General features: G+C 36.2%; 13 protein-coding genes. 4 read left to right on the top strand and 9 right to left on the bottom strand.

The annotated features are described in order from the left end of the window. Positions 1 to 10: 10 nt before the first annotated feature. Positions 11 to 469: a GAF domain-containing protein gene (locus ES676_RS01780; RefSeq protein ID WP_148368329.1), complete on the bottom strand. Its 459-nt coding sequence runs from the start codon at positions 467 to 469 to the stop codon at positions 11 to 13. A 92-nt stretch (positions 470 to 561) separates the two neighbouring features. Between ES676_RS01780 and xrtF the strand changes: the two genes are divergently transcribed. Continuing rightward, positions 562 to 1,143, top strand: coding sequence for an exosortase family protein XrtF (gene xrtF / locus ES676_RS01775; RefSeq protein ID WP_148368328.1), 582 nt, complete (start codon positions 562 to 564; stop codon positions 1,141 to 1,143). Further along, a complete protein-coding gene (locus tag ES676_RS01770; RefSeq protein ID WP_148368327.1) occupies positions 1,133 to 1,558 on the top strand; it encodes an exosortase F system-associated membrane protein in 426 nt (141 codons plus the stop codon). The genes xrtF and ES676_RS01770 overlap by 11 nt, the downstream gene beginning before the upstream one ends. 160 nt (positions 1,559 to 1,718) lie before the next feature. On the opposite strand, the gene groL is transcribed toward ES676_RS01770, so the two are convergent. The 8 genes from groL to miaB form a co-directional block, all read right to left on the bottom strand. Then, positions 1,719 to 3,356 (bottom strand): chaperonin GroEL, encoded by a 1,638-nt coding sequence (groL, locus tag ES676_RS01765; protein ID WP_148368326.1) that lies wholly within the window; start codon positions 3,354 to 3,356, stop codon positions 1,719 to 1,721. 108 nt (positions 3,357 to 3,464) lie between these two features. Further along, a complete protein-coding gene (locus ES676_RS01760) occupies positions 3,465 to 3,743 on the bottom strand; it encodes a co-chaperone GroES (protein ID WP_148368325.1) in 279 nt (92 codons plus the stop codon). Positions 3,744 to 3,892: 149 nt separating this feature from the next. Next, positions 3,893 to 4,261, bottom strand: coding sequence for a preprotein translocase subunit SecG (gene secG / locus ES676_RS01755; protein WP_148368324.1), 369 nt, complete (start codon positions 4,259 to 4,261; stop codon positions 3,893 to 3,895). After that, complete coding sequence (locus ES676_RS01750; protein WP_148368323.1) at positions 4,261 to 5,316, bottom strand: tetratricopeptide repeat protein; 1,056 nt, start codon at positions 5,314 to 5,316, stop codon at positions 4,261 to 4,263. Before ES676_RS01750 ends, secG begins: the two co-directional genes overlap by 1 nt. Before the next feature lie 5 nt (positions 5,317 to 5,321). Further along, positions 5,322 to 5,825, bottom strand: coding sequence for an LPS assembly lipoprotein LptE (gene lptE / locus ES676_RS01745; RefSeq protein ID WP_148368322.1), 504 nt, complete (start codon positions 5,823 to 5,825; stop codon positions 5,322 to 5,324). Positions 5,826 to 5,878: 53 nt separating this feature from the next. Further along, the gene (locus ES676_RS01740; protein ID WP_148368321.1) at positions 5,879 to 7,144 is read right to left on the bottom strand and encodes a sigma-54 interaction domain-containing protein; all 1,266 of its coding nucleotides are present in this window, start codon (positions 7,142 to 7,144) and stop codon (positions 5,879 to 5,881) included. 18 nt (positions 7,145 to 7,162) lie between these two features. Beyond that, entirely contained in the window at positions 7,163 to 8,086 is a 924-nt protein-coding gene (locus ES676_RS01735) for a hypothetical protein (RefSeq protein WP_148368320.1), read from the bottom strand. A 3-nt stretch (positions 8,087 to 8,089) separates the two neighbouring features. Next, positions 8,090 to 9,535 carry a tRNA (N6-isopentenyl adenosine(37)-C2)-methylthiotransferase MiaB gene (gene miaB / locus ES676_RS01730; protein WP_148368319.1) on the bottom strand — a complete coding sequence of 482 codons (1,446 nt, stop codon included), beginning with the start codon at positions 9,533 to 9,535 and terminating at the stop codon, positions 8,090 to 8,092. 417 nt (positions 9,536 to 9,952) lie between these two features. Between miaB and topA the strand changes: the two genes are divergently transcribed. Beyond that, the gene (gene topA, locus ES676_RS01725; protein WP_148368318.1) at positions 9,953 to 12,559 is read left to right on the top strand and encodes a type I DNA topoisomerase; all 2,607 of its coding nucleotides are present in this window, start codon (positions 9,953 to 9,955) and stop codon (positions 12,557 to 12,559) included. A gap of 4 nt (positions 12,560 to 12,563) precedes the next feature. Then, complete coding sequence (locus ES676_RS01720) at positions 12,564 to 13,736, top strand: formimidoylglutamase (protein WP_148368317.1); 1,173 nt, start codon at positions 12,564 to 12,566, stop codon at positions 13,734 to 13,736. Positions 13,737 to 13,855: the final 119 nt, after the last annotated feature.

Here is a 13,855-nt window from a genome sequence, read left to right as displayed (position 1 = left end):
ACAAGCGCGATTAGGCTTCTAATAACGCAGATACTTTAGCGCAAACAAACTCTAAAAAGCGCTCATCGGCTTCGGTAAAAGGGTCTGGCGTGTTCGAATCGATATCAATTTGTCCCATATTTTCGCCATTTACAAAAATAGGAATGACAATTTCGGCCTTTACAGTAATACTACAGGCAATATAATTATCTTGAGCGGCAACATCGGCCACAACAAAATTTTTATTACTTATAGCGACTTGTCCGCAAATACCTTTTCCGAAAGGAATAATGTCGTGGTCTGTCGGCTCCCCAACGTATGGGCCTAGTTTTAATTCGTTTTTGTCTCCGTTTTTAAAATAAAAACCAACCCAATTATAATGTGGGATAGTCGTTTCTAGAAGTTGGCAAATGGCTAATAATTTGTCATTTAAAGCCGTCTTTTGCTGAGAAATAATAGTGTCTACTTGTGGTTTTAAGGTGCTGAACATGATAAGTATAAAAATTTTGGTAAAAGTATTTAAAAAGGCTTAATTTCAACCTTTCAAAACACATAAATAATAATCTGTTTTTAATAATTTAAGTGAAAGCACTTCTGCTAAAATATAAGTATGTATTACAATTTATCCTTACATTTTTGATGGTGTATTTCGTTCTGTCTTTTTCTTACAAATTGTATTTAGATTTCTCTGAAGGTTCACCCTATTATCCAGATTATTTAACCTATCAAGTGGCAGAGCAAATCAAGGGGTTGCTAAATGGTTTAGGGTATAACACAGTCGCTTTGCCGCATCCTAATGAAGCGTCCATACAACTTGTTATTAACGATCAGTACGTAGCACGTATTATTGAAGGTTGTAATTCGGTGAGTGTTATTATCTTGTTTGTGTCGTTTGTGGTTGCCTTTTCAGGAACAGTTAAAACCACTATAACATATTTGTTCGTTGGTGCTTTAGTTGTGTATTTGGTTAATTTAGTACGCATCGTTATTTTATCTATTGGTTTATACCGCTATCCAGAACATAGTGATTTTTTACATAGCGTTGTTTTTCCAGCTCTTATTTATGGCATTGTCTTTTTATTATGGATGCTTTGGGTAAATCGCTTTTCGAATATAAGAAAACGTAATAAAGAAGACTATCAAAAAACATCTGATGAATTATAAAAGATACATTTTACTCTTTATACTTTTTTCATTATTGGCGCTTATACGCTTCTTTGAAAACGAATTATTTTACGATCCGTATCTCGCCTTTTTTGATAATAATTATTTATACATTGATTCTCCGCGACGCGAAATATTTAAACTAACAGCTTTTGCAACGTTACGATACGTAATGAACGCCGTTATATCGCTAACGATTCTATATGTGTTTTTTAAGGATAAAAGTATCGTTAAGTTTTCTGTACTCATTCTTATGGCCTCCTATGTACTACTGATTTCATTGTTCTTATACTTTGTAATTGATCCAAGACAAGAAGATTATTATGTGTTTTTTAATATCCGTCGTTTTTTAATACAGCCACTGCTGTTATTGTTGCTATTACCAGCATTTTATTATTATAAAAAAAAGATGTAGAAGTTAAAATACTACAGACGTAATCGAGAGTTACTTTTAGAACTCATTTTTGTTGAAATAACCGAGTGCATTTACAAACCTAAAATAGATTACATAATGGCATAAAAAAAACGCTTCAATAACTATTGAAGCGTTTTTTGTAGTTCTACAGGTTTTGATATTACATCATTCCTGGCATACCACCACCCATTGGCATTCCGCCGCCAGCTGCTGGAGCATCCTCTTTGATATCAACAAGAGCACATTCTGTTGTTAAAATCATTCCGGCAACAGACGCTGCATTTTCTAATGCGACACGTGTTACTTTTTTAGGATCGATAATTCCTGCTTCAAACATATACACATATTGCTCAGATTTAGCATCGTAACCAAAGTCGTCTTTACCTTCCATTACTTTAGCAGCTACTACGCTTCCTTCACCACCAGCATTTTCAACGATAGTTCTTAAAGGAGCCTCAATAGCACGAGCAATAATTTGAACACCTGTAGTTTCGTCTAAATTATCTGTTTTTAAGTTTGCTAAAACAGTTTTAGCTCTTACAAGGGCAACACCACCACCGGCAACAATACCTTCTTCAACAGCAGCCCGAGTAGAGTGTAAAGCATCGTCAACTCTATCTTTTTTCTCTTTCATTTCTACTTCAGAAGCAGCGCCAACATACAATACAGCAACACCACCAGCTAATTTAGCTAAACGTTCTTGTAGCTTTTCTTTGTCGTAATCGCTAGTTGTAGATTCGATTTGAGATTTAATTTGGTTTACACGATTTTTAATCATGTCTTTTTCTCCGGCACCATTAATAATTGTAGTATTGTCTTTGTCTAGAGTAATACGCTCGGCCGTACCCAACATCTCTAAAGTGGCATTTTCTAGCGTAAAGCCTCTTTCTTCAGAAATTACAGTTCCCCCAGTTAAAATAGCAATGTCTTCTAGCATAGCTTTACGACGGTCTCCAAAGCCTGGTGCTTTAACAGCAGCAATTTTTAGTGAGCCACGTAATTTATTGACTACTAATGTAGCTAATGCTTCACCATCAACATCTTCTGCGATAATTAATAATGGTTTTCCAGATTGTGCTACGGGTTCTAAAACCGGTAGTAAATCCTTCATAGTAGATACTTTTTTATCGTAAATTAAAATGTATGGATTTTCTAAATCGGTAATCATTTTTTCACTATCGGTAACGAAATAGGGAGATAAATAGCCTCTGTCAAACTGCATTCCTTCAACGATATCTACGTAAGTATCTGTTCCTTTTGCCTCTTCAACAGTGATAACGCCTTCTTTTCCAACTTTTGCGAAAGCATTAGCGATTAAATCACCAATTAATTCGTCGTTGTTGGCCGAAATTGAAGCGACTTGTTTAATTTTTTCTGAAGAATTTTTAACCTCTTGGCTTTGTTTTGCAAGGTCTGCAACAATAGCAGCAACTGCTTTGTCAATTCCTCTTTTTAAATCCATTGGATTAGCACCGGCAGCCACATTACGTAACCCTTCTTTTACAATGCTTTGCGCTAAAACAGTAGCGGTGGTTGTACCGTCTCCTGCTAAATCGTTGGTTTTAGAAGCGACTTCTTTAACCATTTGAGCACCCATATTCTCTAAAGGATCATTAAGTTCGATTTCTTTCGCAACCGAAACACCATCTTTAGTAACTACTGGAGCGCCAAATGAACGACCAATAATAACGTTTCTTCCTTTAGGTCCTAATGTAACTTTTACTGCGTTTGCTAGTGCATCTACACCACGTTTTAATCCGTCGCGAGCTTCAATATCAAATTTTATATCTTTTGCCATGTTTTGTTTTTTTTATAATTCATATAAAAAGCGCATGCCGTATACTAGAATGCGGCTAATCATATTTAAAATATTAGTAATTTATTGTGTGTTTAGGAACAATCGGGTTTAGATTATTGCCATAATATCTTCTTCTCTCATTATAAGGTATTCGCTACCTTCTAATTTAAGTTCAGAGCCAGAATATTTTCCGTAGAGCACGGTGTCTCCAACTTTAACTGTTAAAGGTTCATCTTTTTTGCCATTTCCTACAGCTATAACGGTTCCTTCGTGTTGTTTTTCTTGAGCACTGTCTGGAATAAATAATCCGGAAGCTGTTTTAGTCTCTGCAGGTAAGGGTTTTATTAAAACGCGGTCTGCAAGCGGCTTGATGTTTATTTTACTCATTGTTATATTTTTTATTAATTAGATTAAATTTGTGTATAACTAATCAAGCGAAAAATGTGCCAATAGAAGGTAACTGACAAACTTTCAGAAACAAAAAATGCCAACTTAAAGAAGTTGGCATTTTGTAATAGTATAGAGAGAGAAGTGTTCTATTCTGAATCTTCTGTCGTTGTTGATGTTTCTTCGGTAGTTGCTGGAGTTGCAGTATCGTTAATTGGTGTCATTGGTACAGTTTCAATAACTTCAGAAGTATCTAAAGCTCTAGATTCTGTAGTTGTACCACCGCGATTAATTGCCACGTTAGATAATAAAATTAATACGATTAAGATGGTTGCAAGGGTCCAAGTACTTTTATCTAAGAAATCGGTTGTCTTTTTAACACCACCTAATTGCTGTGTTCCACCTCCTCCAAACGAAGAAGACAACCCTCCTCCTTTAGGATTTTGTACCATTATTACTACGACTAGTAGAAAAGCTACTAAGACTATAAGTATTAAGAAAATTGTAAATACTCCCATTATTGTTTATTATTTTGTTCTTGTAATTGTTTTATTGCCTTAATTTGGTCTGCAAAGAAACCACTTTTTTCTGGATATTTCAAAATTAAAATATTATAAGATTGAATTGCTTTTTTAAAATTGCCTTGTTCGACATAAATTCTTGCCAAAGTTTCCGTCATTAATGCTTCTGGCTGGATCATTTGTGCTTGGGCTATATTCTGGTGAGAGCTCCCCGCAGTTGGCGCTTTTAGCTTAGGTTTTTTGGCGATAAATTGCTCGATTAAATCAAATTTCTTGGCCTTGTCTAGCGCGTCCGAAGTTTCTGCATTTTTATTTAAAAATAGCGGTGTTTTTTTAGCCTTTTTAGGCCTGTTTTCTATAGTTTTTTTAGTAATTTCTCTTTCAATTGGTTTGAATTTAGATAGGCTTAGCCACTCGTTAAAGGAATGTGTTTCGTTTTTATTAAACTGAAGAGGTTGCCCAATGTTTAAAACGTTTTCGGTAACAGTAGTAGCTGTTTCTTCGGTAACTGAAGTTTTTCTAATTACTGCATCACCGCCTTCTTCTCGAGGTGTATCGTTGCGCGTCGTATCGTTGCTCTCGCTTTCTATTATTTTAGGCTTTTCGGTGTCTCCTTTTTCATTATCGGCCGTTTTGGGTTGAAAGAAATTAGCGTCTAGCGTATTTGTGGTATTGGTGATTTCTTGCTGAAAGTCGCCTTCTGAAAATCCTTTAGCACTTATAGCTTTAGCAGCGGCGGCGGCGTCGGTAGTAACAAATAGATCGCTACTATCTAGCTTATGGTGTTTTATAAATTCTGATGTTTTGTTTTGCTCAAATGTTTCAGAGGTGATAAAATCGAACAGGATACTACGGTCGGTAGTATAGGCGGCGGTTGCTTTTAAAACATGATTGTATTTAAAGCTTTCAACGTTTTTAAGCCCTTTTAAATATAAAGCACGCGCCGATTGAAAATATGGAAACGTATTAATAATAGTCTTTAACGCTTCGGTTTGTGAGGCGTTAACCTGCGTGGGGTGTTGTAATAAATATGTAAACTCAGATGTGTTCATTTTACTTACCAGTTCGCTAAAGATGCATTAAAAATGTCTTGTGTTATACGTTCAAATATTTCTTCGAAAGCGGTTGTTTTTGTGCTACCTACTAACTGAGCGCTACCCTCATAGTCTTTATAAAAGGAGAATGCTCTTTCAAAATAGTCATCTTCTTTATTTTTATTGTAAAAACGCACATTTACACTAATTGTTAATCGGTTTTGTGCGGCGGTATTATTGGCGGTTGCCGTCGTTGGCGATATGCGATATTCGGTAATTTCACCTTCGTAAACTAAATCACCATTTGACGATACTAGGCTTAAGTTGGTTTGATTTTGAATTAAATCTGCTAAAGTATTAGTGAAATCTCTATCTAAACCAGGTTCTATTAATACGGCATTATTCTGAAAATAATTAACTTGGTAGGTTTCAGCATCGCCAGTATCGGCACCTGTAAAGGAGTAAGCGCCACAACTTAAAACCGTTATAGTTACTGTTAAAATAAGAAAATGTTTTACGTGTTTCATAACAATTTAAAACCTAATTATTAATGCGGTGTAAGTTAAAATATAATAACGAATTATAAATCGAATTGTTTTATTTTACGATATAAGGTGCGTTCGCTAATGCCGAGTTCGTCTGCTGCGAGTTTACGTTTTCCATGATGGCGTTCTAACGATTTTTTAATTAATTCTAATTCTTTATCGTGTAGCGAAAGTGTCTCTTCTTCCTCTATTTCTTCAGCAAAATGATATTTATCGGGAGTAATTTCTTGATCGTCTTCTTTTTGTTTTTGCGGAATTGCCAGAATTTGTAAATCTTCTAAAGCGTCTTCGTAATCTTCTGTATCTTCCTCTTCCGTACCATAAATTTTATCTATAAGTCCTTCATTTGTTTTCTGAACATCTTTGTTGTTTCCAGACTTCATAAGTTCCATAGTTAGCTTTTTTAAATCATTTAAATCGGCTTTCATATCAAATAAAACTTTGTAGAGAATTTCGCGTTCACTACTAAAATCGCTTTCAGATTTTGTGTTTTTTACAACGGCTGGTAGATTCGCGGTCGCGCTTGGTAAATAGGATCGCAAAGACTCGGCAGTAATAAGTCTTTTTTGCTCTAAGACAGAAATTTGCTCGGCAATATTTCGCAACTGTCTAATATTTCCACTCCATCTAAATTTAAGCAATATAGTGACCGCTTCGTCAGTTAGCTTAATGGTGGGCATTTTATATTTTAAGGCAAAATCGCTGGCAAATTTTCTAAACAATAAATGAATATCTTCTTGCCTATCGCGAAGTGGTGGCAAGTGAATATCGATAGTACTTAACCTATAATAAAGGTCTTCTCTAAATTTTCCATTCTTTATGGCTTCAAACATTTGCACATTTGTAGCAGCTACAATACGGACATTAGTTTGTTGAACCTTACTAGAGCCTACTTTTATAAATTCGCCATTTTCTAGTACACGTAATAATCGTACTTGTGTTGTTAATGGTAATTCTCCAACTTCATCTAGAAAAATAGTTCCACCATCGGCAACTTCAAAATAACCAGATCGTGCTTGAGAAGCGCCCGTAAAAGCGCCTTTTTCGTGACCAAAGAGCTCACTATCTATGGTGCCTTCAGGAATTGCACCACAGTTTACGGCAATATATTTACCGTGTTTACGGTGAGATAAAGAATGGATTATTTTAGGAATGCTTTCTTTTCCTACACCACTTTCTCCAGTTACTAAAACCGAAATGTCTGTTGGCGCTACCTGTATCGCTTTTTCTATAGCTCGGTTTAAAACAGGACTGTTACCAATAATACCAAAACGTTGTTTTGTTGCTTGTATAGATTCCATAATTAAATAAAAATAATACTAATTAATGTAATTAAAAACCTCAGATTGGGTTACTGTGGTGTCTTCGCCTAAATCGTAAAAACTGTTTTTAGTTGAAATTCTATCTGTTGCTATGTAGTTTATTGTAAACTCGAAAGTCCCTTCTGCTGTTGTCGTTGCAATCCAATTATTCGCGCCATGAAATTGTGCGACAATACTCCCGGCTTGCGCGTCGTAATCGTCGTTTAAAAAGCTAAGCATATATTGATTAATAAACCCTTGTTTTAAAGGGTTGGTTGCTGTGTCGTAAGCGTAAGTAGACGTGGTGTTTGTTTCTCCAGTCATAATAGACTCAGCGCAATTACCACCAGTGGTATAGGTTAGTGTTTCTGCTTGAATACTTAAACTATCTTCAAACGTTTCCTTTCTAATCAAGTTCGTGTTACCGTCAAATTCAAACGTTGTCGTTAATCCGTTATCAGCATCTGTTCTGGTTACAATGTTTCCATTGTAAGTAAAAGTATAGGTGTAATCGTCGGCATCATCTTCAATAAAATTATACACTATTTGAGAGATGTTTTGCCCGTCGTAAGTTATAATGGTTTCGTTAGTTAAGGTTGAACCTTCATACGATTGCAACGCGGTAACATTTCCCAAAGCATTTGTAATAATAGTGGTTTGCGTGGTAGATGTCACTCCAAAAAATGTTGTCACGGTAGTAATTCCTGACGCTTTTCCGTTGGTAAATGTAAAGTTGGAGTCCGTATTAATGGTGCCGAATAATGGCACCTGTGCAGCGACATTATACGAATAGGTTGCCAACGTTAAATCGTCGCTTCCCGTACCAGGGTCTACCGGAATTGTTGGGTCTTCGGTACCAATTGCAAAATCAGGATCTAAGGGCTCGTTGTTGCAACTTGTAAAGGCAATAGAAAAGCTTAAAAGGAATAGAATTTTTTTCATAGTTTATTGTTTTTTAGAACGTCCAATAGCGTCACCTTTTAGTGTTGCTTTGGTACAATCTGTTATAGTTACGTTTACGAAATCGCCAACATTGTAGGTTCCTTTCGGAAAAACAGCCACGATATTTTTTTCGGTACGACCCGACCAATGGTCTTTCGATTTTTTAGATTCGCGTTCTATTAAAACTTCAACCGTTTTTCCTAAGTTTTCGCGCGTTCTAAATTCGCTGTGTTTAAGCTGAAGTTCTATAATCTCACTTAATCGTCTGCTTTTTGTAGCTTCCGGCACATCGTCTTCCAATTTACGTTCGGCTAGTGTTCCCGGTCTTTCTGAATACGTATACATATAACCAAAATTATATTTTACATAGTCTAATAAGGACAGGGTATCTTGATGATCTTTCTCAGTTTCCGTTGGAAAACCAGCAATCATATCTTGAGAGATGGCGCAATCTGGAATAATAGATCTAATATTATCTATTAAAGTAAAATACTCTTCTCTAGTGTGTAAGCGATTCATTTCTTTTAGAATACGATCGCTCCCGCTCTGTACGGGTAAGTGAATGTGGTTACAAACATTGTCATATTTTGCCATTGTTTTAATAACATCTAGCGACATATCTTGCGGGTTAGACGTCGAAAAGCGAATACGCATTGTAGGCTGCGTTTCCGCACAGATAGACAATAACTTAGAGAAATCTACGGCCGTTGCTTTTTGCATATCTGTAGCTTTAACGAAATCTTTTTTTAAACCGCCACCATACCAGAGGTAGCTATCTACGTTTTGGCCTAGAAGAGTAATTTCTTTGTAGCCTTTATTCCATAAATCATTGACTTCTTCAATAATACTTTGTGGTGCTCTACTACGTTCTCTACCCCTTGTAAATGGTACCACACAAAAGGTACACATATTATCGCAACCGCGAGTAATAGATACTAAGGCACTGACGCCGTTTGTATTTAAACGCACAGGCGAAATATCGCCGTAAGTTTCATCCTTAGATAGTACAACATTGATGGCATCGCGGCCCTCTTCAACCTCGGCAAGTAAATTTGGTAAATCTTTGTAAGCATCGGGGCCAACAACAAGGTCTACAATTTTCTCTTCTTCTAAAAATTTGCTTTTTAAACGCTCGGCCATACAGCCTAAAACACCCACTTTCATTTTTGGGTTAATACGTTTTACAGCATTATACTTTTCTAAACGTTTTCTAACGGTTTGCTCGGCTTTGTTTCTAATCGAGCAGGTGTTTACTAAAACTAAATCGGCTTCTTCAAGGTTTTGCGTCGTGTTGTAACCTTCTTTAGTTAATATTGAAGCCACAATCTCGCTATCGCTAAAATTCATAGCGCAGCCATAGCTTTCAATAAAAAGTTTTTTAGTGTTTTGTTCTTTATCTTGTAAAACAAGAGTTTCTCCTTGTTTTGTTTCGTCTATTATTTTTTCCATAAGTATGTATTAAAAATACTCAAATTCAACCTGTTTGCAAATATAGGTTTATTAAACGGTGGTGACAAAGTGACAGTGTTATTATTTTTCCCTCATAAAAGTTAAATTTTTGTGCTATTAGGTTTTTTAAATTCACATATAATAAAGATAATAGTCTTAGAATAGAGAATTTTTGTGCTGTTATATTTAGAATTATACCATCGATTCTCGGGTGGCTAGTATAGTGGGGAAAAGTGCGGAATATGGGGTTGGTTTTTATAGTAATGGAGTGGAAACGGAAACACCCTAAAGGTTATTTTTATAAAATATAGACCTAATAATTATTGTGTTTAATAGAGCGGTTCTATTCTTAAATAGGATAAAAATTAGGTGGATGTATTTTTTTTGATATACATTTGTAACCACAAAACACGAAGAATGGCGAAGAATTTAGTAATAGTAGAGTCCCCTGCAAAGGCAAAAACAATAGAAAAGTTTTTGGGTAAAGATTTTAAAGTTGAATCGAGTTATGGACATATTTCCGATTTACCTTCAAAGGAATTAGGGGTAGATGTAGAAGGCGATTTTGAGCCAAGATATGAAGTGTCTGTCGATAAAAAAGCGGTAGTTAAAAAGCTGAAAGATTTAGCAAAGAAAGCTGAAATGGTTTGGCTAGCAAGTGATGAGGATCGCGAGGGTGAGGCCATAGCTTGGCATTTAGCCGAGTCTTTAAATTTGGATAAAGCCAAAACAAAACGCATCGTTTTTCATGAAATTACTAAGACTGCTATTCAAAAAGCAGTAGAGAATCCTAGACAAATAGATTATGATCTAGTCGATGCACAACAAGCACGTCGTGTATTAGATAGAATTGTAGGGTATGAGTTGTCTCCGGTATTGTGGCGAAAAGTAAAAGGAGGGTTGTCTGCGGGTCGTGTACAATCGGTTTCTGTGCGTTTAATTGTAGAACGTGAGCGCGAAATTCAAGGATTTAAAGCGGAAGCGTCGTACCGTATCGATGCTGAGTTTTCTAACGAAGAAGGACAATCGTTTAAGGCGAAACTGCCAAAATCGATTCAAACCAAAGAAGAAGCAGTCGCGTTTTTAGAAAAAAATGCAAATACTACTTTTAAGGTGGTTAACTTAGAAAAGAAGCCCGCTAAAAAATCGCCAGCAGCACCGTTTACCACGTCGACCTTACAACAAGAAGCATCGCGAAAATTATACTTCTCAGTAAGTAAAACGATGAATATGGCACAACGTTTATACGAAGCCGGTTTGATAACTTATATGAGAACCGATAGTGTAAACTTATCTGATGAAGCACGAAAAGGTGCCGAAAAAGAAATTATAAAAGCCTACGGAAAAGAATACAGTAAAACACGTAATTATAAAGGTAAAGTTAAAGGCGCACAAGAAGCGCACGAGGCCATTAGACCAACAAGTTTCGAAACACATTCGGTTAGTTTAGAACGCGATCAAGCGCGTTTATACGATTTAATTTGGAAACGTGCTATTGCTTCACAAATGAGTGAAGCACAATTGGAGCGTACCAATGTTAAAATTGAAGCTGCAGCACATAACGAAACCTTTACAGCAAATGGAGAGGTTATTACTTTTGATGGATTTTTAAAGGTGTACTTAGAAGGTACCGATGATGAAGATACCGAGCAAGAAGGAATGTTACCGGCAATGAAGGTAAACGAAACCTTACTCAATAATTACATCACGGCAACCGAGCGTTATTCTCGAGCGCCCTACCGCTACACTGAAGCATCTTTAGTTAAGAAGTTAGAAGAATTAGGTATTGGTCGTCCGTCTACTTATGCGCCAACTATTTCTACCATCCAAAATAGAAATTACGTAGAAAAAGGAACAATTGACGGTGTAGAACGTAATTACACACAATTGGTTTTAAAAGCACATAAAGTAAAAGATAATGCGCTTACCGAAAAAGTAGGTTCGGATAAAGGAAAATTAGTACCAACAGATATTGGTATGATTGTTACCGATTTCTTAGTGAATCATTTCGAAACGATTTTAGATTACAGCTTCACCGCAAATGTAGAAAATCAGTTTGATGATATTGCCGACGGTAAAGCCGATTGGAAAGAGGTAATGAAGTCTTTTTATAAAGATTTCCACCCTAAGGTTATCGACGTTCAAGAAAATGCCGATAGAGAATCTGGAGAACGTATATTAGGTGAAGATCCAACTTCGGGTAAACGCGTAAGTGTGCGTTTAGGGAAATTCGGACCAATGGTGCAAAAGGGAACGGTAGATGACGAAGAAAAACCAACCTACGCTAGTTTAAGTCCGGACCAGCAATTAAATACTATAACGTTTGAGGAAGCGATGGATTTATTCCAGTTGCCAAAAACGTTAGGTGATTATAAAGGAGAGCCCGTAGAGGTTAATAATGGCCGTTATGGGCCATATGTTAAGTTCGGTGACGCTTTTGTATCGTTACCTCGTGGTACGGATCCGTTAAGTATGGAATATGACGGTGCTATTGAGCTTATTAAGGAAAAGGAAAAAGCAGACGCTCCTATATATATGTATAAGGATTTACCGGTGCAAAAAGGAAAAGGGCGTTTCGGACCATTTATTAAATGGAATGATATGTTTATTAACGTGAACAAAAAATACGATTGGGATAATTTATCCGATGAGGAAATAGTGGAATTGATCGAAACCAAAATTCAAAAGGAAATTGATAAGGTTATTCATAATTGGGAAGATGAAGGTATTCGCGTAGAGAAGGCGCGTTGGGGACGTTTTAATATCCTTCAGGGTAAAGTAAAGATAGAATTGCCTAAAACAACTGATGCGCCGGCGTTAACTTTGGAAGAGGTACAAGGTATCATCGAAAAAAACGCGCCTAAGAAAAAAGCGGCTAAGAAAAAGCCAGCAGCTAAGAAACCGGCTGCTAAGAAACCGGCAGCAAAGAAAGCCACTACCAAGAACACTGCGGCAAAGAAAACGACCACCAAAAAAGCGGCAACTAAAAAAACAACCGCAACGAAAACCACTACAAAAAAATAAATAAATGAATTTTAGTTTCCTTTCACCTGTATCAGATTCAGTGCTCGCTCATAACGAGCTATTATCCATGCAAGCACTAGGGCGGAAATTAAGAATACACTCAGCGCAACACGGTATTCCAGATTTAACAGGAGTCTCTGTTGCGCTTATTGGTGTTTTAGAAAACCGAAATAGTGTCGATTATATTGGCGAAGATCACGATTTTAACGAAATCCGTAAAGCATTCTACGCGTTATACCCTGGAAGCTGGACTGTTACCATTGCCGATTTAGGCGATATCCAACGTGGCGAAAGTGTAGAGGATACATACTTTGCTTTAAAAACGACAGTCTCTATATTAATTGATAAAAAAATAATTCCTATTGTCATTGGCGGAAGTCAAGATTTAACTTATCCGTTATATCGGGCTTACGACGAATTAATGCCTATGGTGAATATCGTTAATGTGGATGCTAAATTCGATTTAGGCGATTCAGCGAAACCAATTAAAAGCAATAGTTTTATTGGTAAAATAATTTTAGACGAACCGTATAATTTATTTAACTACGCCACCATTGGATATCAAACGTATTTTAATTCTCAAGAAGAAATAGATTTAATAGAGCGTTTGTATTTTGAAGCTTATCGCTTAGGGGAGGTTTCTAACGATATAACTATTGTAGAACCTGTAATGCGCGATGCAAATATTGTGAGCGTGGATTTAGGGGTCTTAAAAGCTTCAGAAGTGAGTTTAAAACAACGGCTGTCTCCAAACGGATTAGACGGCAAAGAAATTTGTGCTGTTTCTCGCTATGCAGGTATCAGCAATAAGGTGTCAACATTTGGTATTTTTGATTATAAAGCGTCTTACGACGATGAAATGACCGAACTTTTAATCGCCCAAATGGTCTGGTATTTCATAGAAGGATTTAACTATCGTGTTAAAGATGATGACTTTATAACTGGAACTAATCACCAGAAATATATTACATTAGCAGACGCGCACGAGCTTGTTTTCTACAAAAGTATTAAATCTGGACGCTGGTGGATTGAAATTCCTTTTTTAGCAAATGTTAATAATAAATTAAAAAAGCACACGTTATTACCTTGTACGCATCAAGATTATTTGGACGCGTGTAACAACCTAATACCAGATAGATGGTACAAAGCATTTCAAAAAAACAGCGTGTATTCGTAAACCGAATGTTATTCTTTTTTAACATTTTCTTAATCGATTAATGGTGTTTTAACACGATAAAATGTCGTTTTTATGCTAAAAAAGTTGTTTTTTAAATATTATATAAATATGTTTACGCT

Source organism: Bizionia saleffrena, assembly GCF_008086175.1.
Taxonomy (GTDB): Bacteria; Bacteroidota; Bacteroidia; order Flavobacteriales; family Flavobacteriaceae; genus Bizionia; species Bizionia saleffrena.
The sequence above is the reverse complement of the archived record's forward strand: the minus strand, read 5'-3'. Positions and strand labels throughout refer to the sequence as shown.

Bases quoted from the DNA above. Each gene is read 5' to 3' on its own strand.
- ES676_RS01780 (WP_148368329.1), bottom strand. From the start codon at position 469: ATGTTCAGCACCTTAAAACCACAAGTAGACACTATTATTTCTCAGCAA.
- ES676_RS01770 (WP_148368327.1), top strand. From the start codon at position 1,133: ATGAATTATAAAAGATACATTTTACTCTTTATACTTTTTTCATTATTG.
- groL (WP_148368326.1), bottom strand. From the start codon at position 3,356: ATGGCAAAAGATATAAAATTTGATATTGAAGCTCGCGACGGATTAAAA.
- ES676_RS01760 (WP_148368325.1), bottom strand. From the start codon at position 3,743: ATGAGTAAAATAAACATCAAGCCGCTTGCAGACCGCGTTTTAATAAAA.
- secG (WP_148368324.1), bottom strand. From the start codon at position 4,261: ATGGGAGTATTTACAATTTTCTTAATACTTATAGTCTTAGTAGCTTTT.
- ES676_RS01750 (WP_148368323.1), bottom strand. From the start codon at position 5,316: ATGAACACATCTGAGTTTACATATTTATTACAACACCCCACGCAGGTT.
- lptE (WP_148368322.1), bottom strand. From the start codon at position 5,825: ATGAAACACGTAAAACATTTTCTTATTTTAACAGTAACTATAACGGTT.
- ES676_RS01740 (WP_148368321.1), bottom strand. From the start codon at position 7,144: ATGGAATCTATACAAGCAACAAAACAACGTTTTGGTATTATTGGTAAC.
- ES676_RS01735 (WP_148368320.1), bottom strand. From the start codon at position 8,086: ATGAAAAAAATTCTATTCCTTTTAAGCTTTTCTATTGCCTTTACAAGT.
- miaB (WP_148368319.1), bottom strand. From the start codon at position 9,535: ATGGAAAAAATAATAGACGAAACAAAACAAGGAGAAACTCTTGTTTTA.
- topA (WP_148368318.1), top strand. From the start codon at position 9,953: ATGGCGAAGAATTTAGTAATAGTAGAGTCCCCTGCAAAGGCAAAAACA.
- ES676_RS01720 (WP_148368317.1), top strand. From the start codon at position 12,564: ATGAATTTTAGTTTCCTTTCACCTGTATCAGATTCAGTGCTCGCTCAT.